Genomic DNA, 20,016 nt, shown 5'->3' on the forward strand with positions numbered 1-20,016 from the left:
AGCGATCCGCGAGGCGACGCTGGAAGGACTGGACGCCGGCCCGCAAGGGCAACCACGGCGGCCGTCCCACCGTCATCACCGACGACATGATCCACACCGTCCTACGGCGCCGCGCGGCCGGCGAACCCGTCGAAAAGATCCGCAAGGACCTGATCATCCCCACCGGCAAGCGCAAAGGTCACAACCCCTCCCTCGCCAGCATCTACCGCGCCCTCGCAGAACACGAGAAGGCCCAGCGCCACCCCGACGCTGTCGAACAGGCCCGCGCCGAGTACGCCGCCTTCCACAAAGGGCTCCAACCTCGCTCACCCGCGGATCAGCCGTCAGCACCAACAACCACGAAGAAGTCCTTCCACCTCGGCGTAGAACACCACGTCACTGCAGGTCAGAGGCGGGTTCGTTGGATTCTGCTCCATTGCTACTGGGACCCCCTTCCGGTCAGCTGTTCAGTACGGACTGCACCAGCGCGGCGTACGCTCGCTGGCCCGCGGGGTTGGGGTGGTAGGAGGCTCCGTCGGTGGTGATGTCGATCGCCCGCACGTACGGGTCGTCGTCGCAGATCGCGTGGCCGGTGAAGGCCGGCACCGGGTCGATGAAGGAGATGTCGACCCCCTGCTGGCGCAGGCGGGTGATGACGGCCGTGCTGACGGCGTTCATCCTGTCGGTCATGTCGTTGAGCCACAGGGCGTCGAGCTGGCCGATGCGGAGCGAGCTGATGCAGGTCAGCGGCGCCTCGTTCTGCACGTTGAACAGGTGCGGGTAGCCCAGGACGATGACGCGGGCGTTCGGCGCCTTCTGGTGGATCTTGGTGAAGGTGTCGGTGAGCGGGCCGTCGAGCGCCGCGATGGCCCGTTCGGTGCTGTCGTCGCGGCAGTTGAGGCCGACGGTGCAGCGGCTGATGACGTCGGAGAAGCCGGCGTCGTTGCCGCCGATCGTCAGGGTCACCAGATCGGTGTCGGCGTCCAGGTAACCCTGGTCGATCTGCGGCGGCTCGCCGTTGGCGTACGCGTCGCCCGCGACGTGCTTGGTCTGGGCGCCCGAGCAGGCCAGCAGGGCGAAGCCGGTGGTGCCGTTGCCGGTGCGCGCCTCGCTCTCGATGGTGGCGGACGAGCCGGGCCATTTGATCATCCGCGCGTAGGCGTCGGCCTTGGACCGGTGGCAGGTCGAGCCGCGGGTGCCGAGGGTGAAGTTGCTTATCTCGTCGTACGGCTCGTTGCCCTGCCCGGCCGAGTAGGAGTCGCCGAGGCCCACATAGTCGACCTTGGGCTTGCTCGTCGGGATGAAGGCCATGGCGTCGAAGGCGATGTCCCAGTCCCAGTTGCGGCCCTCCTCGCGCCTGGTCAGGTTGCTGAGCGACACGCCGGCGCCCGAGTTGAGGTGGAACACGCCGAGGTCGACCCAGGTGTTCTTCTGCCAGTACTGGCCCACGACCCGGTGCTGGGTGGGGGCGTTGCCGCCCGGATCGATGACGTAGTCGGCGAGCTGGGTGTGCGCGCCGATCTCCGGGATGTGCACCTTGATGCGCGTCCACCCGGTCATGGAGCTCGGCGGTCGCCAGATGCCGGTGACGCCGAACTTGAGCTGGCCGGCGTTGGTGGCGTCCCTCGTGTGGGTGAACCAGAAGTGGTCGCCGAAGCCGCCGCCGAGCTGGTGGAAGTCGACTCTGGAGACGTACGGCGCCGGCTCGGTCTCGTTGAAGTACAGCGTGAACGAGCCGTAGTTGCCCCAGGTCCTGCTGCAGCCCGAGCGCACGATCGGGACCGAGGACGGCACGTCGTCCACGACGTAGGCGTTGGACGGGATGCCGCTGAGCGAGCAGTTGGGCGCGTAGTGGGTGCCGTCGGGTTGCTCGGGATAGGAGGTGTCGAATCGCAGCAGCTCGTGGCCGCACACGCCGCTGCCGCACATCCGATACCACGTCGGGGTGTGCCACCAGCACTTCAGGTCGTACTGGCCGGAGGCGTCCTTGTGCTTGCACGGCGCGGCCGCGTCGCCCAGGTCGCAGTCGTTCTTGCCCGGCTCGCAGAAGGACGAGACGAGAGGCTTGGCGGCGTTGCGGTCATCGATGCTGACCCACCAGGCGGGACGGAAACCGGGGCCGTCAGGCGTGGAGATGGAGTAGGCGGCGAAGCCGATGACCTTCTCCTCGTACGGCCACAGCTGCGGCTCCGCGGGGTCGTGCGGGTTGCTGTTGAAGAAGTGGCGGTTGGCCGGGTAGACGGGGTTGGCGGGGTTGTTGGCCCAGCCCACCCCCCACGGCGAGCCGTCGTGCTGGTCGGGGTGGAAGCCCGAGTTGTAGGCCCAGATGGCGAAGATCCAGTTCTCCAGCCACGCCGAGTCTCCGTTGCTGTGGATCAGGCCGGCGTTGCGCGTCTGGTTCCACTTGTCCTGCAGGATGCGCAGGCCGACGGCCATGTTCGTGGCGTAGTCGACGGCGATCTCCCGCTGCTGCCAGGCGGGCAGCGCGACCTCGCAGAAGTTCTCGTCCGGCTTGCAGGGACGCTCGTGGCCCTGTTTGCGCATGCCGTCGGTGATCTGGGTGATGCCGTACCCGCAGTCGCTCTTGTCCCAGTTGATCACCCAGTCGTCGGAGGGGTCGTCGTTGTAGAGCTCACGGCCGTAGTAGTTGCCGATCAGCGGGTTGCCGGTGCTTCCCGGCAGCACGTGGCCCGTGGCCTGCCAGAGGTTCGTCTCCTGCGACATGATGCCGAGGAACACCTGTACCGGGACCCGGCCGCCGCCCGCCAGGGAGAGCGGCGGGAACTCGCCCTGCGGCCGCCACTGTGTCAGGCCCGACTGCTTCCATCCGGTCGGGCGCAGCATCGTCAGGTTGCCGACCACCGCCTGGTCCGCCGCCCACTCCACCTGGCGCGGCGTCGGCTGGTACACCTGCGTGTACGGATCGTTGCGCGGCACGGAACAGTAGGCGCCGGTGTCGACGGTGCCGGTCATCGACGTGGCGGCCGTCACCGCCACGGGACCGGTGTCGGCGGCGGCGTCGGTGCCGGGCACGCCGTCCGAGGTCCGCACCGTGAAGCCGGTCTCCCCGCCGGTGGTCGTGATCTTGGTCTTCAGGTGGACGACCTGGGGCTCGTCGGGGCGCTGCGACGTCATCGACCGCACCCATTCCGCGGACGGCTCCCGGCCCGACCCCATCGAGGGCCGCTTCTGCGGCAGGACGGCCAGCCGCCCGTGCGAGGAGAGCCTGGCCGTGGCGGGGACGTCCACGCGGGTCACCGGGGCGGGCAGCGGCCGCGCGGTCGTGAGGCTCCCGGTGAGGAACACCTTCCCGCCCGTGCCCGCGCTCACGTCGACCTCGGTGAGCGGCCCCGAGGCCAGTTCCGCCGCCTCGCCCCCGGCGACGGGCACGCGGCGCACGCGGGCGACGTCTCCCTGGTGTTCCATGAACACCACGCCGCCGCCGGCGTCGGCGGCCAGCCTGAACGGCACCGACGCCGCCCTGGCGAGGTCGCGCGGCTTCCCGCGCGCGGGAAGCAACCGCAGGCTGCTGCCGGCGGCGGCCACGATGCCGCCGTTCACGGGGATGGCGGACGTGATCTGCCCGGCCTGCTCGACGGGCGCGGCCAGCCGTCCTGAGGCCGCGTCGAGCACGGACAGCCGGGTGCGCGCCGGTGGGCCGCCCGGCTGGTCCCCTCCCCTGGCCTGCGTGATCACGCTGCGCTCTCCCCGGCCGCAGCCGGGGTTGAAGTAGGCGAGGGAGGAGTGGATCGGCAGCTTGGTGACCTTCCCGGTGGGCACGTCGATGAGCGCGGTGAAGGCCCCGCGGTCGAACAGGTCCGCCTGGTTGGTGAAGGCACGCGGCGCGTACACGGCCACCGCCTTCTTGCCGGAGGCGGTGAAGCAGACGTTGCCGATCCAGCGGTCGGTCTCGAAGCCGGGCTCGCTCAGCGTCGCCAGTGTGCGCCAGGTGTAGCCGGTGCGTTCCTCGGCCGTCAGCAGGTGGAAGCCGGTCGCGTCGCCCTCGGTGGTCCAGGCGAGGTCCGGCGAGGTACGCCAGTCCGCGGCCAGCACGCGGTCCCGCTCGGCCGGGGCCACCGACGAGGAAGGTTCCTGCGGCGGCGGGGTGTCAGCAGGAGCGGCCGCGCCCGCCGGAACGGTCAGCCCGGCCGTGAACAGCACGGCGGCCGCGCCGATGCCGAGCGCTCTGATCGTGGATCTGTTCATGACGGGCTCCAGGGGGTTGCGGAACGGCAGAGCTTGGGAGGGGATCACCTGGTGCCGAAGTAGGCGTAGACGTCCACCGAGATCTTGGCCGCGGAGGTGCCGGTGTTCCTCAGCACGACCGTGCCGTCCGGGCGGAGCGCGGCCGTGGCGAAGCCGACCGTGTTCCTGCCCGCCGTGTACGCGACCGTCCGCACGCCGGTGGCGCTGCCGGAGGGGACGACCTCGACCGTGCCGTTCGCCGTCCCGGTGGCGGTGACCGCGACGCCGACGGCCGTGACACCCGCCGAGGGGACGTCGCCGCCGGAGGGACGCAGCACGTACGTGCCGCCGGCGGCGACCGTCACGCCGTCGCCGACCCGGACCGGGGCGATCGCCTTGACGAGGGAGGCGCGTTCGGCGGCGGTGTAGTAGCCGCTCACCTCGACCGAGACCTCGGCCGCGCCGCCGCCCAGATTGTGCAGATTGATCTTCCCTTCGGCGCCGGGCCTGACGATGGTGAAGAACTGCACGGGGGTGTTGGCGGGGTAGTCCACGTTGGCGTCGGCCGGGAAGGCGTCCCCTGCGGGATAGACCCGGATCGTGCCGGTGGAGGCGCTCTTCACCAGCACCGTCAGGGCGACGCTCTGCGGGGAGGGCAGGCCGGGCGTCGTCAGCTCGAGATTCCCCAGCGCCGGGACCGGCACCCGGTCGGCGATCCGCGACGGCGCCACCGGGTGGTAGGTGCCGCCGACGTCGGACGCGGCGTGGTCGAGGGTGTAGCCGTGCACGTCGAGGTAGACGCGGACGGCCTGGCCGCTGCGGTTCTCCAGCTTGAGCGCGCCGTCCTCGCCGACCTTCGCCACGACCATGGTCGAGGCGTAGCGGGTGGCGTCGTAGAAGAGCACGTCACCCTTCGGTTCCTGCTCGTCGGACGGATAGACGGCCAGCGAGCCGGTGTTGAAGAAGTCGCCCTTGGCGGCGATGTTGACCGCGACGGCGGCGATGCCGTCCGCGGGGAGCCCGGCGACGCCCGCGACGGGGACGGTCATCGTCGAGTTCGCGCTGATCTGGACGTTGCCGAGGACGCGGGTGCGGGTCTGGAAGAGCTGGTGCGGGCCGGGGCGGGCCGCGGAGCCGAGAGCGGCCTCGTCGAGCTGGATGCGGGGGGTGGTGCCGCCGCCGTAGGCGATGGGCCTGCCGGTGTCCTTCAGCGCCGCCTCGATCTCGGCCGGCGTGGCGTCGGGACGCGCCTGGCGCAGTACCGCCAGGGCTCCGGCGACGTGCGGGGCGGCCATCGACGTGCCGCTCTTGGACTGCCACCGGCCGCCCGGCACCGACGAGACGATGTCCGTCCCGGGGGCGAACACGTCCAGCAGCGGGCCGCGATTGCTGAAGGAGGACACCTCGTCCTGGTCGGTGGTGCTGCCCACCGCGACGGCGGAGGAGACGCAGGCCGGGGCGCTGACGGCATCGGTGTAGCCGTTGTTGCCCGCGGCCACCACCGTGAGTGCCCCGGCGGCGAGCAGCCGGTCGATCGCGGGTTTGCGCGGATCGTCGTCGCACGGGGAGGTGTACCTGCCGCTGCCCAGGCTGAGGTTGACCGCGGCCACGGGGACGCCCTCATCGATCAGGTCCAGGACCTTCTCCATCCCCGCGAGCTGGGCGCTGACGAAGCTCAACAGGCACGGCGGCCCGGCGCTCCCGCAGTAGGAGAAGGAGTCGAACCTGCTGTAGACCTGAACGGCGACGAGGTCGGCCCCCGGAGCGACCCCGCCCGCCGCGTCGCCGGTCTCCTGCCCGGCGACGATCCCGGCCACGTGCGTGCCGTGGGCGCAGTCGAGGTACGCGCACGGCCCGCTGTCGGCGTCCGCCGCTCCGGGCCCCTCCTGCTGGTCGGCGCCGTCCGGGCACAGGCTGGAGGCTCCGTAGGCGGTGTCACTGGGTGAGAAGCACGCCTCGGCCACGACGCGCCCGCCGAGGAACGGGTGGTGAACCGCGACACCCGAGTCCAGGACGGCCACCGCGCTGCCCTCGCCGGTCAGCCCCGCCTCCCGGGTACGGTCCGCGCCGATGAGGGGCACGCTCTCGGCGAGGGTGGGCGGGACCGGCACGTCCTCCGACACGCTGACCACGCCCGGCTGGGCCGCCAGCCGGTCCACCTCCGTGCGGCCGGCGCGCAAGGTGAGCACCGGTAATCGCGACAGCGTCTGGATCACCCGTCCGGGGCCGGCCGCGGCGGCCGCGGTGGACAGGCCGGCGCGGTCCCGCGTCACCACGTTCACGCGGACCTCGCCGCCCGCGGACAGCTTCGCCGCCAGCCGGGGATCCACGCGGGGGCCGGACGCCGCCGCCGAGGCTGCCTGCGACGGCTCAGGCGGCGCCGCGACGAGGGCCGCCATGAGGGCCGTCATGAGGGCGGCCGCGGTGATGAGGCGGCGGACCAGGCGTTGCTTCATGTGAACTCCGCTCGACGAAGGACGTGCCTCGGCAGGATCACTGGCCCGCCAGTACCGCCTTGGCACGCCGCACCCAGGTGGTGAAGACGGACAGCGACTCGGTCAGCGCCTGACGCTGGTCCCGCACCATGATCTCTTCGTAGGCGCGCTTCGCCGCGCGGTACGTCGGCAGCAGGCCGGCGCCGTCCGCGCAGGCGGCATCGTCGGCCGCGACCTGCTTCTCCGCCTGTGTGGCGGCCACACCGGGCTCCCGGCCGGCCCAGCGCAGGTCGGCGCGGGCGCTCATCGGGCTGTCGTAGGCGTACCCCTTGGCCGTCATGCAGGTCACCCACTGGTTCAGGGCCTGTGCGACGGCGGTGTGCTCCAGGGCGAGGAAGCTCGCGTCGTCGGCCAGCAGCCGGGGATCGGCGGCCAGCGCGCGGTCCTGGCCCAGGACGCCGGCCTCGCCGCTGGTCGCGCAGCCGCCCTGGGGGATGGACTCCCCCGGCCCGGTCGTGGCGGCGGTGCCGTCGTAGGCCTGCATCTCCTCCGCCGTGGGCGCACGCTGGTCGGCGGGCTCCGAGGCGGCGGCCGCCACGGCCGGGTCGAGCGCGGGCCTCGGGTATCCGGACCGGGAGGCCGCCGTCGCGTCGAGGGGTTCGATCAGATCCGCCTCGACGTAGTCCTCGGGGCTCCAGTTCCGTACGACGCCCGCCGTCCAGGCGGAGAAGCCGAGCGACTGCATGCACGTGGCGGTCGCGGCGTCCTTGGCCAGGTCGATGGTGTGGATGTCGGCCATGGACGTCATGTACGGATCGAGCGGCATCGCCAGACCCGGATCCGACGGGACGGCGGTGAGCGCCGGCTCCGGGATCGGGGACGGCTCCGGCCCGAGCGTCCCCGTGGGCCCGGGAACCGGCAGGACCTCGCCCGTGGTGGGCAGGGGGTCGGGGTCGAGGGTCGGGGAGGCGGCCGAGCTGTACGCCGCCGGCTGGAGGTTGAACGCGGCGACCCCCATGGTCAACAGGACGGCCCCGGCGGCCAGCAGCGGTGGTGTGCTCTTTCTCATTTGCCGTTCCTCCTCCAGAAGCACTCGCCCTTGCCGATCCATTTGCCCTCGGTGCAGTATTCGCGCGAGTAGAGAATGACGTTGGAGTAATGGAAGGGCTGCAGCACGCCCAGAGTGTCGTGCCAGATGTCGCCCCGGCAGCCCTGCCAGTTGTACCAAATGAGGAATCGGCGGTTATAGATGCGGCTGTAGACGCTGCGGCCCTTCCACTGCTGCTGGACCCCGCCCCACCAGCTCCATTGCGTGACCGGGCACGCGGCGCCGTTGTAGTTGGGGGTGAAGGCAGAGTTCCAGCGGTCCATCGACTTACCGCTGTTCACGTTGCGGACGCGGTAATAGCCGGCGCTGGTCTTGGTGTCCTTCCACAGCTGGTTCTTGGCGCCGTTGTAGGGCCAGACGGAGACGATGCCGCCGTTGGCCTTCGACTTCTTGTAGACCTCCAAATACTGGCGCGTGTATTCGTTCTGCCAGCGGTATGTGCCGTCCGCGTGCGCGGCGGCCGGGAGGACGGCCGCCACGGTCGCGACCGCGGCGGCGACCGTCACCGCGGCCCGCGTGGCCGTGTGGACGGTGGGACGAGTACCTCTCATCGTGTGGATCTCCCTTCTGTGCGGAAGGTTGGGGGGCCGGCCGGCACGGCGCTCACCGCCGGGCCTGCACGGGGGCGTACCGGTCAGCGGCTGTTCACGACCCCTGGACGTGCCACCATCTCGTGCACCTCCAGCTGCTGCCGCCCTTCACGCAGGCCCTGAAGTAGCGGCCGGTCACGTCGTTGACCCCACCCGTGGTCCCGCTGTTCGCGCCGCTGGGGATCGTCTTGTGACAGGCGTGGTAGGAGGAGCCGCCGGTGTCGGACCAGTCGAGCGACACCTTGTCCCCCGACCGCAGGCCGCTGCCCCAGGCCCACCAGATGCTGGAGTTCCACGTACCGCTGTAGAGGCCCGCCCCGCCGCGGGAGGTCCCGGCCGCGTACTCCAGCCGGGTCCTGTCGCCCTTGGCGGGGTAGTAGGCGTACGGGTCGTAGTTGGGCCCGCAGGAGTAGTTGATCAGTCCCGCCGCGTGGACCTCCTCCGAGATGATCACGTCGCCGTCGTCGGTCGCCGGCTCGCGGGACGGGGTCGGCGACGGCTGGGGCGAGTGGGCCAGCGCGGGCGGCGTGGTGAGAAGAGCGGCGGCGGCCACGCCGAGTACCAGGGCGGAAGCGACTCGTACTGCTTTCACGTGTTGTCACCTTTCGGAAGGCTGGATGCCGCGCCTCGACGTCCGAGCGCGGGCGTGACACCCATCGCCACGGGTGGAGGACGGGCACGTTCGCCCGGATCTGCCTGACGGTCGATCGAGGAGCCGCTTCGAGGCGGGGCCAGGCCGGTGAGGCGGGGGGCCGTCCCGCCGTACGCGATGCGGCGGGCCGGTCGTTCGTGCGCCAATGTATCCACGGGCAGTCTTGACTGTCGTCAATCAGCGGGTGGACGTGCGACTCCACCCACCGCAGTAGCCCCTGCCGCCGTGTCAACCAGCGTCGTATTCCTCCTCGGCGTTGCTCCGAGCAGGCACGCTCATCCGGAGGCCGGCGAGCTTCCGGACGGTTACCAAGGGCGCCGGCTTTCGGTCCCGTTCACCCGGCCGGCCGAGCGCCTCCCGCCACACCGTGCCCGGCGTGCCCACCCGCGCCGGGCTCATGGCGCTGCGGGCGTCGATCGTCCGGCGTCAGTGTCGTCGGGCGGGGCCGCCTCGTCCGCGGATTCGGGGGCGGGGGCCAGTCGCAGGCCGCCGGACGGGGCCTTCTCGCCGGGGAAGACCCACTTGCACAGCGCCCGGAAAAGGATGACGCACCAGTGAGCCACCCCGCGATCGACCGCAGTACCTGACCAGCGCTCAGGCGTATGAACGCAGCAACACCCGCAGTGCCCTCGGCGCCGAATCGGATGAAACCTTCGGCAGCTGGAGCATCAGGTCACTTCCGGTTCCGGTGGACGATCTCCCTGTCGCCCTTGCCTGGATACGCCATGATCAGCAGCCGCTGCCCACTCTGCGCCTCGCCCTTCCCGGGGGAACCAGGCGTAGTGCACGCGGATGCGGTAGTGCCCCTTGCGCCCGTTGAGGGCGAGGTTGGGCAGTTCGGTGCCGCTGAGGCTGTCATAGAGCACGATCTGGCCGCCCGGGCTGTGGTGGCCGACCTCGACCACCTTGTCCCAGCCCTTGGTCTCGACGGGCGGCCGGCGGGTGTAGGTCTCCAGGGTGACGCAAAGGTCGAAGTCGGGGTGGGTCATGACGGCCAGGATGCCGCGCGCGGAGGAGACCAGCCCGTTGCCGGGTTCCATGTCCGGCTCGGTCTCCTCCTCTCCTTCCCCCTCGTACGTCTGCAGCACCCCGTAGTCGGTCCACTGCGGCTCCTTCATCCGGGTCGCCCGGGCCGGCTTGGTGCGCGGGCGGTGGCGCGGCGTGGCGTCGCACATGGCCTGAGAGTCGGCCTGCATCGCCGCGATCTCCTGGTCCTGCTTGGCCTTCGCGGCCTGGACGACGGTGGTGGCGCTGGGACAGATCTCCCACGGCTCGGGCATGTCGCAGCCCGTGACGGGGCCGCGGGCCATGTCCGCTGCGGGCAGCAGGCACAGGGCCACGGCCGAGGCGAGCCCCGCCAGGAGGACGTGGTGGCGGACGCGGTGAGCGGGCGGGGCAGCGTACAGAAAGAGCAGGATGAGGCCCGAGACGGTGAGCGCGAGGGCGTACCAGAGCGGGGAGATGCCGGGAGACAGGAGCTGGGCGCCCTCGTAGGGGACGACGGCGCCCCGCTCGACGTAGAGGCTTTCGGGGTAAAGCCACAGCTCCCCGAAGAAGGTGGAGTGCTCCGAAGTGAACGCGCTCACGGCGCCGGCCCCGCCCAGCACGGCCACCACCTGGCGCGCGCCTGCACAGGCTCCGCCCGGGGCGCGGAGCGTGCCCAGGTCGTGTGCGGACCGCGCCCACCAGACCAGCGAGAAGACCGAAACCGCGGCGCGAGCCGCCATCGATTTCCTGAGCGGTCCGCAGCGTGAGCACTTGCGGGCCTGCAACGCGCCGCGCTGCGTACGCTACTTCGTCAAGAGCCACGGGCGGCAGGAGTGGTGCAAGCCGTCATGCGGTAACCGCGCCCGGGCCGCACGCCACTACCAGCGTCACAACGCCACGACCGCCCGAGGGCTGCCCGGGTCCTGAGCACCTCGGGATCCCCCCCGGATCAACCGGGCGATTCGGCGGTGTCTCCCAACCGAGCGGCACAGCGTCGATCAGGAAAGGTCGGGGGTCACGTTCACGGACGTGGTGCATGAATCGATCTTCGCGTGATCCTATTCAGCTTGCGGCCGACCGCGTTGTGTCTGCGTTCCTGATGGTCAGGGGTGCGATGATGCCTGCGGCGACGAAGAGCAGCGCCAGGACGCCCCAGGTCCAACCGCCCGCCAGTTGGAGCATGCCGGTGATCAAGATGGGGCCAAGAACGTAGCGGCTGACCGAGCGGCCCATGCCAAACGCCGCCAGGTACTCGCCTCTCTGGTCATCTGGAGAGAAGGCGTACGACAACGTCCAGGCCGCGGGAACAGCGATCAACTCCGCTGCGGTGAGCATCACCAGCGCAGCACAGAACAGTGCAAGGGGTATCGACTGGGCCGCATACCAAAACAACAGACACGCAGCAGCAGCGAATGCCGCAGCGACGGGCTGACATCGCCGGGCAGCTCTGAGGCTGGTGATGTGGCGTGCTATGAGAGCTTGAAAGACGAGCGCGAGGACTGTGTTGATGGCGTACAGCGCCCCCAGTAAGCCGTCCGGCAATGTGGTCGCCTGGGCGAGCCACAGCGGAAAGGCGAGATTGAGGATCGGTTGCCAAAGCTGCAGTACGCCATCCACGCAAGCCAGCGAGAGTAGCCGCAGGTCACGTAGCACGCCCAAGCCTCGCCGGACGGGGGCGGGCTCTTCGGTTCTAACCGGTTGGGGCAGGGTGGCGAAGGCCGCAGCGACCAAAAGATAAGCTGCCGCGTTGGCCAGGATGATGGTCCGGAAGAGACCGGTGCCGGCCAGCAGTCCGCCGAGTGGACCGCCAATGCTGATCGCCAGATTGATCACCGTCCGATACGAGGCCAGGACCCTTACCCGGCTGTTTCCTTCGACGATCTCTGCTACGTACGCCTGGGTCAGTGCAGTCGCGATCTGGTCGGCGACCGTGATGATCGTGACGACTACGAGGTACCCCCACCAATCTCCGACAAGGGCGTAAGCGGCGGTTCCGGCAGCGCGTAGGGCATGCACCAGCACCAGCGCCCGCCGGACACCGTAGCGGTCGGCCGCCCGACCCAGCGGTATCGCGGCGGCTATGGCCGCGGTGCCCGCGATGCTCATGCCCAGCCCGACTTGGCCTGCGGCGAGCCCAACGACGCCGGTGAAGTAGATGGCCGAGAAGGCCAAGAAGAGCCCCGAGCCAAGGAAGTCCACGAAGCTGCCGCCGAGCAGCCGCCGCACCGCTCGACGCTCGTCACGACCAGTATCTTGTGTCATAGTCGCACTATTTTGCACCCTAGGGCAGCATTGCGCCATGACTGATCCCGCCGAGGCCGTAGGCCACACCCTTGCCGCAAACCTGCGCGCCGCACGTCAAGACCGAGGCTGGCGGCTGGAAGAGCTGGCCACACGGTCCGGCGTCAGCCGCGGCATGCTCCAGCAAATCGAGACCATGCGCACCAACCCCAGCATCGCGACGCTCGCTCGGATCAGCGCCACGCTCGGTGTTTCGATCGGCGAGCTGGTGGAGCCCCCGGAGGAGCTTGGCCGCGTTTCCCGTGCCGCCGACGCCGTGGTTCGCTCTGAAGGCCGCACCAGGCTCCTGATCAACGACAGCCAGCCGCCTTTCACCGAGCTTTGGGAGTTCCGGCTGCCTGCCGGCGACAAGATCTCCACGCCCGCGCATCCGCCCGGCACCCGGGAACTGTTGCAGCTGCACTCGGGCAGCGTCGCGGTCACCGTCGGCGGGGCACTGTTTCAACTCGCCGCGGGAGACGCGCTCCGTATGCGAGGCGACCGCCCGCACGCCTACAGCAGCCAAGGCCCAGAGCCGGCCCACTTCACGATGGTCGTTGTCTATGCCGGCGCCCGAGACCCTCGCTACGCGAGCCTTGTCCCCGGCTGATTCAACGGTCTGTCGTGAGGCACCACCCTACGGCGCTCGATCCGTCCCGACGACCTGCAAAGTGCTGGCGGGTCACTCTCCACGATGACCGACCTGTCGGCCAACGATCGTTTGCCGACAGGCATCGCACGCGTCCAATGAACCCGGACATTCTGGGACTCCGGGTCCAAGCCCGCAGGTGGCGAAACTGGTCTACAAGCGGGTCTCGACCGACCAGCAGTCGACCGCCCGGCAGCACCTCGTCCTGGACGAGGCCGGGATCGAGGACCCCGGCCGTCCCGGGCACCTCCAGCCGCCTCCGCCCGCTCCAACGCCCGAAGTTCCGCGCGCTCCTCACCCACGCCCGACCGGGCGACATCGTGCACATCTCCGAGATGTTCCGCCTCGTACGCGGCACCGGCCACATCCTCGACGTCCTCCGTGCCGACCGCCTCGCCCTGCGCATCCACGACGGCGCGTTCTCCGCGATGGACCTCGCCGCCCGCCACCCGCGCGCCGGAGAGCTGCCGTCCCCTCGCCCGCTGCCGGCCCTTCGACGGCGGGCGACCGGCGGCCCTGGACGCCCACGGGGTGGAGATGGCCCGCGCCCTGCACGAGATGAGGGGCGAGGACGGCAAGCGCCGCTACACCGTCCAGCAGATCGCCGACCGGCTCGGCGTCAGCCGCGCCACGATTTATCGCCACCTCGATCCCGACAACCCGGTCTCGGCGTAAGAGGGCCATGGTGCTGCCCCCGATCACCTACTACGGCGGCAAGGCCGAGCTGGCCGACGAGATCGCCGTCATGCTCCCCGCGCACACGCACTACGTGGAACCGTTCGCCGGATCCTTGTCCGTACTGCTGGCCAAGCAGCCGTCCCGGCTGGAGACAGTCAACGACCTGGACCGCGTCCCACGGGCGCGCGGTCCCGGACAGTTAGAGATCACGCGGCCGGCCGGACGTCCTTCGCGGAGCGGGCGACCTCGGCGCGGTGGTAGCGGATGCGGTGCCCGCAGGGTTCGGTTGATCGCCACCTTAGGAGTCGAGCACAGCGGCGATGGCTTCGATCTCCACGAGTTGATCTTCATAACCCAGCACTGTGACGCCCATCAATGTGCTGGGAACATCGTGATCACCGAAGAAGGCCCGGACTACCGCCCAGGCGGCCCCCAGGTCCTGCTGCCTGCTGGACGCCACGAGAACCCTGGTGCTGATGATGTCATGCAGGGATGCACCGGAGTCCGTCAGGGCGGTCTGCATGTTTTCGAGGGCCTTCGCTGCCTGACCTGCGTAGTCTCCAACCGCCGCCGTGGATCCATCCTCGTTCAGCGGGCAGGCCCCGGCAAGGAAGATCAGGCGAGATCCGGTGGGTGCCGTGGCCGCGTAGGCGTACTCGGCGACGTCGGACAACGAGGACGAGCGGATCAACGTAACTGCACGGCCCATAGTCGTTTCCCTTCGAATGAGGCCAGAATGTGGCCACCATGTCAAAGGATCTTTCGTTACGCCACAGGTTATCGGGCCTGGGGGCCGTGCCGCTGAGCTTGTTGTTCAGCCAGTTCGGCGGGGTTTGATGCCCGCGCCGCCAGCGAGGAGGCGAACTCCTGTTGCAGCGCCGGGGACTCCCCCTGGAACGCCGTCCGCAGGCCGGTGATGGTCAAGGTGCTCTCCAGATGGGCGATTGCGTTCTGCCCTGGCGGCCCTCGTGGCTTCCCTCGTGGGCCGCTCATTCCGTCATCGTCCCAGTGTCCGCGGGGAGCGATGAAGCGTGCGCGTGCACCCACCAGGCGAGCGGGAGTGCGATCAGTACCACCGCCTGGATCGCGAGCAACGCCGGGACGATGCCCCAACGGTCTGCCACCAGGCCGGCTCCCAGGGCGACGAGCGCGTAGAGCACGCTGCCGAGCAGCGACGCGAGCGAACCCATCGTCGCGCGTTCCCGGTCGGTGAACTCGCGTTGCAGCAACGTCTGCTGGGCGATTGTCGACATGCCGTAGGCCGGTGACCCAAGCAGCACGGGCGAAAACACCGTCGGCTTGACCAGCGCCACGAGGTTCGCCACGTTGTCGAACAGCTCACCGAACAGGAGGGTGCGGGCCGCGCCCACGCGGCCGATCACCCGACCACTGACGCGGAAGCCCAGGAAGGCCACGCCATGGCAGAAGGTGCGCCACAGGCCCAGCGCCCAGAGCGGCCACAGCCCCGCCACGAAGACAGGCGACAACTGGGCCGCGCTTTCGCTGCTGTAGCGAAGCGCCGACACCAGAGTCATCCGGCGGAGCACCGGATTACGGCGGATGCCACGCAGGGCCGATCCGAGATGCACCAGGACGTTCGCTTCCAGCGGGCCGTGCACCCGCGGTTCCCTGACCCGCAGAGCGACGAGCAGGCACAACACCTGCGGCACGACCGACAGCGCGACCACCGCACGCGGCGACCACGCGCCGGCGACCACGCCACCTATGGTTGCCGCCAGTGCGAGCGCGATCTGGAACATCGAGTTCACCCGGCCCGAGTGCCGGGGGAACTCCTGCTCCCGGCCGGCTTCGAGCAGCGTGTCGTAGAGCAGGGACTCGTTGTTGCCGCTCCACAGTGAGGTCGCCAGTCCCTCCAGCACGACAGCTGCCAGGAGGACGCCGTAGCCCGGAGCGCCGGCGTACCCGAGATGGGCGGCCACCATGACGACGGCACCGGCGATCATCGTGCCTCGTCGGCCGAGACGGTCGGAGAGCACCCCGGTAGGCACTTCGAACGCTGCCGAAGACAGCATCTTCACCGCCAGGAGGCTGGCGGCAGCGGTGTACGAGCCGGTGACTTGCGCGAAGTAGATGACCATGATCGGCCCGTACATGCGGAAGTCGCCGAAGAAGTTGAACCAGCTCAGTAGGCGGACAGTCTGATCGGCAGAGTTCGGAGCCGACCTCGACCGTTGGGACCTCCTGCGGAAAAGGGCAGCGATCAGGATACGTACACGGAGCAGTGCGGAATGACGAGCGGACACAGCAGAACTCCCGGAAAGGCGAACGGAGACGCCAAACAGCGCCAAGGGCCGGTGACACGCGTCACCTCGCCCCGGCGACCGGGAAGTGTGCTGACTTCGCTGCTACACGCGCGGCGTTACAAGCCTGCGACTGCGGTCGCCAAGGGGCGAACGGAAGCTCCGGTCATCGTTGTGGGCATCAGTGCTCCTCAATTCCCCAGGCGGACGGAATTCCGCAACAGGTTCAACTCTAGCGACCGAAGGACTACGTCTCCAGGAAACGATCACCTCTCATGCGGAAGCGATCACGACAACCCATGGGTGAACACGGCAGTCGTTGACAGCCCGCCCGGTCCGGCCCGGTCGATGAACCTGCTCATCGCCCGTGTCATGGTCCCCCGCTCGGACGGCCCTGTCGAGGAACCGGTGGTGGCGCTGGTCGAACTGGTCGGCGACCTCGACTCCACGGCCTCCGACGAGGTCGGCCACCTCGCCACCTGCGCCGACGGGCAGGCCCGCAGCCGCCGGCACGGTCCCGGAGGACCGGCCCGTTGGCGGCGTACCTGGCCGACGGGCCGCTCACCATCGCCTGATCCCGGGCGTCCTCGGCCCCGGACCACGACCCGCCGTCCCTGCTCCCCGGAGCAGGGACGGCGGGCCCCGGCACGCTCCGACCGTTGCGTCACTGGATTGCTGCGGCGGCGCGTTCTCTGGCCGCCAGGACCACCGTGAGGGCGGTGTCGAGGTGAGCCGGGTCGATGCCCGCGAAGGCGACATCCGTGACCTCGCGCGCATGTGCGTACAGGGCCGCGAAGTGGTCGGTGCCGGCTTCGGTCAGTTCCGCCGTGGCGGGGTGGCTGTCGCGGCGGTATGTGATGTGACCTGCCGCCGCGGCGCGATCGAGTACCTGTACGGTCTCCGGCTCGGCCAGATCCAGACGGCGGTCGAGTTCCTTCACGACGTCGTCGACCGGCAAGGGAGCGGCTGCCTCCTTGAGCAGGGTCAGAAGCATCCATGTGGGGAAGTCCGAGTCGAAGTCGGCGAGGGCGCGGCGGTGCAGTTTGCCGATCAGGCGTGCGGTTTCGCCGAACGCGCGGCCAAGGCTGGGGCGCGGACCGGGGCTCACGATCATCCGATTCTCCTTGCGACGTGCGGGTTGGTGACATCCCCCATCTTGTTGGTGTCACCAACGATGGTGGCACCAACAATACATACGTTTGGTGGTGGCACCAACAATCGATTAGCCTGGCGACGTGGACAGCACGACGAACCCGACACCGGCCCGGCTGCGCGCCCTCCCAAGCTGGGTGATCAATCAGACGGCGATCGCGGCCAACCGGGTGACCGACCGAGCGCTGGCCGGAACGACTTCCCGACGCCAGTTCGCGATGCTGGCGGCCCTCGACGAGTTCGGTCCGTCCAGCCAAGCCGATCTGTGCCGATGCACCGGGATCGATCGCAGCGACGTGGTGACGGGAGTCAGCGCACTGGTCGGTCGAGGGTTTGTGCAACAGCGTCCCGACCCGGCCGACGGCCGGCGCAACATCGTCACGCTCACTCCTGCGGGAAAACAGCACCTGGAGAGGCTCAGCGTGCTCATCACCGAGGCTCAGGAGGAGCTCCTGCACGCCCTCTCCCCAGCGGAGTCACAAATGATCGTCGACCTGCTCAAGCGCGTCCTCGACAGTTGCTGACGCTCACGTAGTCCGTCTGGGGGAAAGCGTCCAGGCCGATGAGAACCGGGCACCGCTCCCGGGCCGCGGTAGAGGACCACGCGAGCCATCTGGAGGTGGGAGCCGGCTTGGCAGGCGTCTGGTGCCGGCCTGGCTGCGGATCAGGGGCGTCGGCCGTGACGATGCCGGCCTACAGGCCGGTGAAGACCGTAGACGCTGTACCACTTGAAGTCGCCGTTCGGCCACGATGGCCCCCAACCAGGCTCCGTCCCTCATGCACTGGCTCGACCACCCGGTCGGGACACGGCGGAACTGCGGCTCGCGCCCGACCTGGCCGCGCTGGTGGTCTGCCGCCGTTTCGACGACACACCCGCGACCGGCGTCGGTCCTGCGGTCACCTGCGCTCGGCCGGCGGGATGTCGTCCGCCAGGACCAGGCCGCCGGTGGGCAGGTCGCGGCGACGGCCCAGCGTGACCAGCAGAATCATGCCGCTCGCCACGAAGACGGCCATCATCGTCCACAGCGCCGTCCGCACGCCGAACAGCTCCGCCAGCGTGCCGGCCAGCAGGGCGCCGAGCGGGATGGCACCGTAGTTGACCACCTGGATGCTGGTGGTCACCCGGCCCATCAGCTCCCCGGGCACGTAGCCTTGGACGAATCCGGAGAACACCACGTTCCCCGCCACGATGCCCCCGATGATCACGATGCTGCCGAGTATGAACAACGCGATACCCAGCTCTCGGTCGGCCAGCGGGATCAACAGCCCGAACGGTGCCAGTCCGACCTTGGCCACCAGTACCGCCCTGGCGCTGCCCAATCTGGCGGCCAGCGGTCTGGCCAGTGCCGCGCCGGTGATCCCGCCCAGGCTGGTGGCGGCCATCAGGACGCCGATCTGTCCCGGGGCGAACCCGATGTCGGTGACCAGGAAGACCACGATCAGCGATTGGTAGCCGGTCAGAGCCAGGTTGGCGGCGCAACCGTACAGGGTGTTGCCGCGCAGGAGCCGGTCGCGGCTGACCAGGCGCAGGCCCTCGCGGATCTGGCTGCGCAGCCGCCGTCGTGGCCCGCGCGTCCCGGTCTCCGCATGTCTGATCCGCATGAGGCAGATGGCGGAGACGGCGAAACTGGCCGCGTCCACGAGCAGGCCGCCCAGGGCCGAGAACACCTGGGCGAGCAGCCCGGCGACGCCGGGGCCGGCCAGGTTCGCCGCCTGCTCGCTGCCCTGGAGCTTGGCGTTGGCCTCCAGCAGGTCGGAGGTGTCCACGAGGGTGGGCAGGTAGGCGCGGTAGGCGGTGGCGAAGAACACCTTGGCCGTCCCGGCCGCCAGCGCCACGACGATCAGGTGGCCTACCGTCAGTACGCCGAGCGCCGCCGCCGACGGGATGCTGAGGAAGGCGGCCAGCGACGCCCAGTCGGCCGCCAGCATCACCCGGCGTCGCGAGAGCCGGTCCACCCAGACGCCCGCGGGCAGGCCGATGAGCAGCCACGGCAGCCAGGCGGCGGCGGCCAGCAGGCTGACCGCGAGCGGGGAGGCGTCCAGGACGGTCACCGCGGCCAAGGGCAGCGCGACGGACGTGACGGAACTGCCCAGGCTGCTGGCGCTCTCGCCGATCCACAGCAGCCGGAAGTCGCGTTGCGACAGCAACCCGAGACGTACGCGCAGGCCCGGCCGGCGCCGACGGTCGCCCGCGTCCTGTCCAGCGGGAGGGAGGCCGGTGGCGGGACGGGAGGCGGCGGCATGCTCGCCGGACCGGGTGCTCATGGGCGGGCGGGTACGGCGCGGGCGAAGGTGAACACGGTGGTGCGGTCGCGGCCGTCATCGGGCACGTTCCGGTCGGACCACCTGGTGATCACCTCTGTGATCTCGGCCCCGAACTGGGCCAGTTCCTCGTCGGTCACCCGCAGCCACCCCTCGGCGGAGAACGGGCCGAGCGGCCATTGGGCCTGCACGTCCTGCGGCTGGTCGGCCCAGCGTCGGATGTGACCGGTCTGGCGGTCGAGGTTGAGCGAGTCGGCGGCGCGCGCGATCGCCTCACCTGACGCGTCGCCGTCGAAGTCGGCCGAGGACCAGGACAAAGTGGGCATGGTGCGGCGCCACCAGCGTTCGCGACGGTCCCGGGCGAGCTCAGGGGCCTCCTCGATGAGACCAGCGGCGGCCAGGGCGCGCAGATGGTGGCTGATGTTGCCGACGGCCTCCCCGGTCTGCTCCGAGAGCACGCTGGCAGTACTGGGGCCGTCGAGCTTGAGCAGGTCGAGCAGGCGGCGGCGGACGGGGTGCGTCATGGCGGCGAGCACCCGTGAATCCCTGATCGACCGCTGGAATTCGGACATGCCGGAAAGCTATATGCACAAGAGCTGTTGTGCAACAGCTCTTGTGCAAGTCGCGTGAGGGAGATTGACCGCGCGCTGGCAGCGCGCTCGGGTCGCGGAGGAGGCCGCCGTGGACAGGCGGCTCAATGCCGGCCCCTCGATGCCGCCCTCCACCCCGGCTGCGGCGGAGGCGAACTACGTGAGCGAGGGCATGGTCGGCTTCTACATCGCCAACCCCTTCAAGATC

At 69.8% G+C, this 20,016-nt stretch carries 17 protein-coding genes and 1 pseudogene; 5 read left to right on the forward strand and 13 right to left on the reverse strand.

What is annotated here, in order from left to right; translation table 11 throughout:
• Nucleotides 1-101: 101 nt before the first annotated feature.
• The 7 genes from ACIHAD_RS46385 to ACIHAD_RS46415 form a co-directional block, all read right to left on the reverse strand.
• The gene (locus ACIHAD_RS46385) at nt 102-287 is read right to left on the reverse strand and encodes a hypothetical protein (RefSeq protein WP_397361265.1); all 186 of its coding nucleotides are present in this window, start codon (nt 285-287) and stop codon (nt 102-104) included.
• A gap of 151 nt (nt 288-438) precedes the next feature.
• The gene (locus tag ACIHAD_RS46390; protein ID WP_397361246.1) at nt 439-4,185 is read right to left on the reverse strand and encodes a GDSL-type esterase/lipase family protein; all 3,747 of its coding nucleotides are present in this window, start codon (nt 4,183-4,185) and stop codon (nt 439-441) included.
• 44 nt (nt 4,186-4,229) lie between these two features.
• On the reverse strand, nt 4,230-6,620 hold the full coding sequence (locus ACIHAD_RS46395; RefSeq protein ID WP_397361247.1) for a S8 family peptidase: 2,391 nt from the start codon (nt 6,618-6,620) through the stop codon (nt 4,230-4,232).
• Nucleotides 6,621-6,657: 37 nt separating this feature from the next.
• Nucleotides 6,658-7,668: a hypothetical protein gene (locus tag ACIHAD_RS46400; protein ID WP_397361248.1), complete on the reverse strand. Its 1,011-nt coding sequence runs from the start codon at nt 7,666-7,668 to the stop codon at nt 6,658-6,660.
• Nucleotides 7,665-8,258, reverse strand: coding sequence for an RICIN domain-containing protein (locus ACIHAD_RS46405; protein WP_397361249.1), 594 nt, complete (start codon nt 8,256-8,258; stop codon nt 7,665-7,667). Before ACIHAD_RS46405 ends, ACIHAD_RS46400 begins: the two co-directional genes overlap by 4 nt.
• Before the next feature lie 94 nt (nt 8,259-8,352).
• Nucleotides 8,353-8,889: a hypothetical protein gene (locus tag ACIHAD_RS46410; RefSeq protein WP_397361250.1), complete on the reverse strand. Its 537-nt coding sequence runs from the start codon at nt 8,887-8,889 to the stop codon at nt 8,353-8,355.
• A gap of 728 nt (nt 8,890-9,617) precedes the next feature.
• The gene (locus ACIHAD_RS46415; protein ID WP_397361267.1) at nt 9,618-10,676 is read right to left on the reverse strand and encodes a hypothetical protein; all 1,059 of its coding nucleotides are present in this window, start codon (nt 10,674-10,676) and stop codon (nt 9,618-9,620) included.
• Here ACIHAD_RS46415 and ACIHAD_RS46420 point away from each other — a divergent pair.
• Nucleotides 10,606-10,863, forward strand: coding sequence for a CGNR zinc finger domain-containing protein (locus tag ACIHAD_RS46420; RefSeq protein ID WP_397361251.1), 258 nt, complete (start codon nt 10,606-10,608; stop codon nt 10,861-10,863). The genes ACIHAD_RS46415 and ACIHAD_RS46420 overlap by 71 nt on opposite strands.
• Nucleotides 10,864-10,998: 135 nt before the next feature.
• Here ACIHAD_RS46420 and ACIHAD_RS46425 read toward each other — a convergent pair whose 3' ends face one another.
• Nucleotides 10,999-12,162, reverse strand: coding sequence for an MFS transporter (locus tag ACIHAD_RS46425; RefSeq protein WP_397361252.1), 1,164 nt, complete (start codon nt 12,160-12,162; stop codon nt 10,999-11,001).
• A 73-nt stretch (nt 12,163-12,235) separates the two neighbouring features.
• On the opposite strand from ACIHAD_RS46425, the gene ACIHAD_RS46430 reads away from it, so the two are divergent.
• The 3 genes and pseudogenes from ACIHAD_RS46430 to ACIHAD_RS46440 form a co-directional block, all read left to right on the forward strand.
• The gene (locus tag ACIHAD_RS46430; RefSeq protein WP_397361253.1) at nt 12,236-12,826 is read left to right on the forward strand and encodes a helix-turn-helix domain-containing protein; all 591 of its coding nucleotides are present in this window, start codon (nt 12,236-12,238) and stop codon (nt 12,824-12,826) included.
• Between the two features lie 420 nt (nt 12,827-13,246).
• Nucleotides 13,247-13,540, forward strand: a complete 294-nt coding sequence (locus tag ACIHAD_RS46435) for a helix-turn-helix domain-containing protein (protein ID WP_397361254.1) — start codon at nt 13,247-13,249, stop codon at nt 13,538-13,540.
• A 7-nt stretch (nt 13,541-13,547) separates the two neighbouring features.
• Nucleotides 13,548-13,694 (forward strand): annotated as a pseudogene (locus tag ACIHAD_RS46440) (DNA adenine methylase); the annotation flags it as partial.
• A gap of 147 nt (nt 13,695-13,841) precedes the next feature.
• Here ACIHAD_RS46440 and ACIHAD_RS46445 read toward each other — a convergent pair.
• The 3 genes from ACIHAD_RS46445 to ACIHAD_RS46455 form a co-directional block, all read right to left on the reverse strand.
• The gene (locus ACIHAD_RS46445) at nt 13,842-14,252 is read right to left on the reverse strand and encodes a RidA family protein (protein WP_397361255.1); all 411 of its coding nucleotides are present in this window, start codon (nt 14,250-14,252) and stop codon (nt 13,842-13,844) included.
• A gap of 280 nt (nt 14,253-14,532) precedes the next feature.
• Complete coding sequence (locus ACIHAD_RS46450) at nt 14,533-15,807, reverse strand: MFS transporter (protein WP_397361256.1); 1,275 nt, start codon at nt 15,805-15,807, stop codon at nt 14,533-14,535.
• Nucleotides 15,808-16,468: 661 nt separating this feature from the next.
• Nucleotides 16,469-16,918: a hypothetical protein gene (locus ACIHAD_RS46455; protein ID WP_397361257.1), complete on the reverse strand. Its 450-nt coding sequence runs from the start codon at nt 16,916-16,918 to the stop codon at nt 16,469-16,471.
• A gap of 121 nt (nt 16,919-17,039) precedes the next feature.
• Here ACIHAD_RS46455 and ACIHAD_RS46460 point away from each other — a divergent pair, with 121 nt between their 5' ends.
• Nucleotides 17,040-17,480 (forward strand): MarR family winged helix-turn-helix transcriptional regulator, encoded by a 441-nt coding sequence (locus ACIHAD_RS46460; protein ID WP_397361258.1) that lies wholly within the window; start codon nt 17,040-17,042, stop codon nt 17,478-17,480.
• Between the two features lie 373 nt (nt 17,481-17,853).
• Here ACIHAD_RS46460 and ACIHAD_RS46465 read toward each other — a convergent pair whose 3' ends face one another.
• Entirely contained in the window at nt 17,854-19,221 is a 1,368-nt protein-coding gene (locus tag ACIHAD_RS46465; RefSeq protein ID WP_397361259.1) for an MFS transporter, read from the reverse strand.
• Entirely contained in the window at nt 19,218-19,790 is a 573-nt protein-coding gene (locus ACIHAD_RS46470) for a winged helix-turn-helix domain-containing protein (protein ID WP_397361260.1), read from the reverse strand. Before ACIHAD_RS46470 ends, ACIHAD_RS46465 begins: the two co-directional genes overlap by 4 nt.
• Nucleotides 19,791-20,016: the final 226 nt, after the last annotated feature.

The organism is Nonomuraea sp. NPDC052265, assembly GCF_044547985.1.
Taxonomy (GTDB): Bacteria; Actinomycetota; Actinomycetes; order Streptosporangiales; family Streptosporangiaceae; genus Nonomuraea.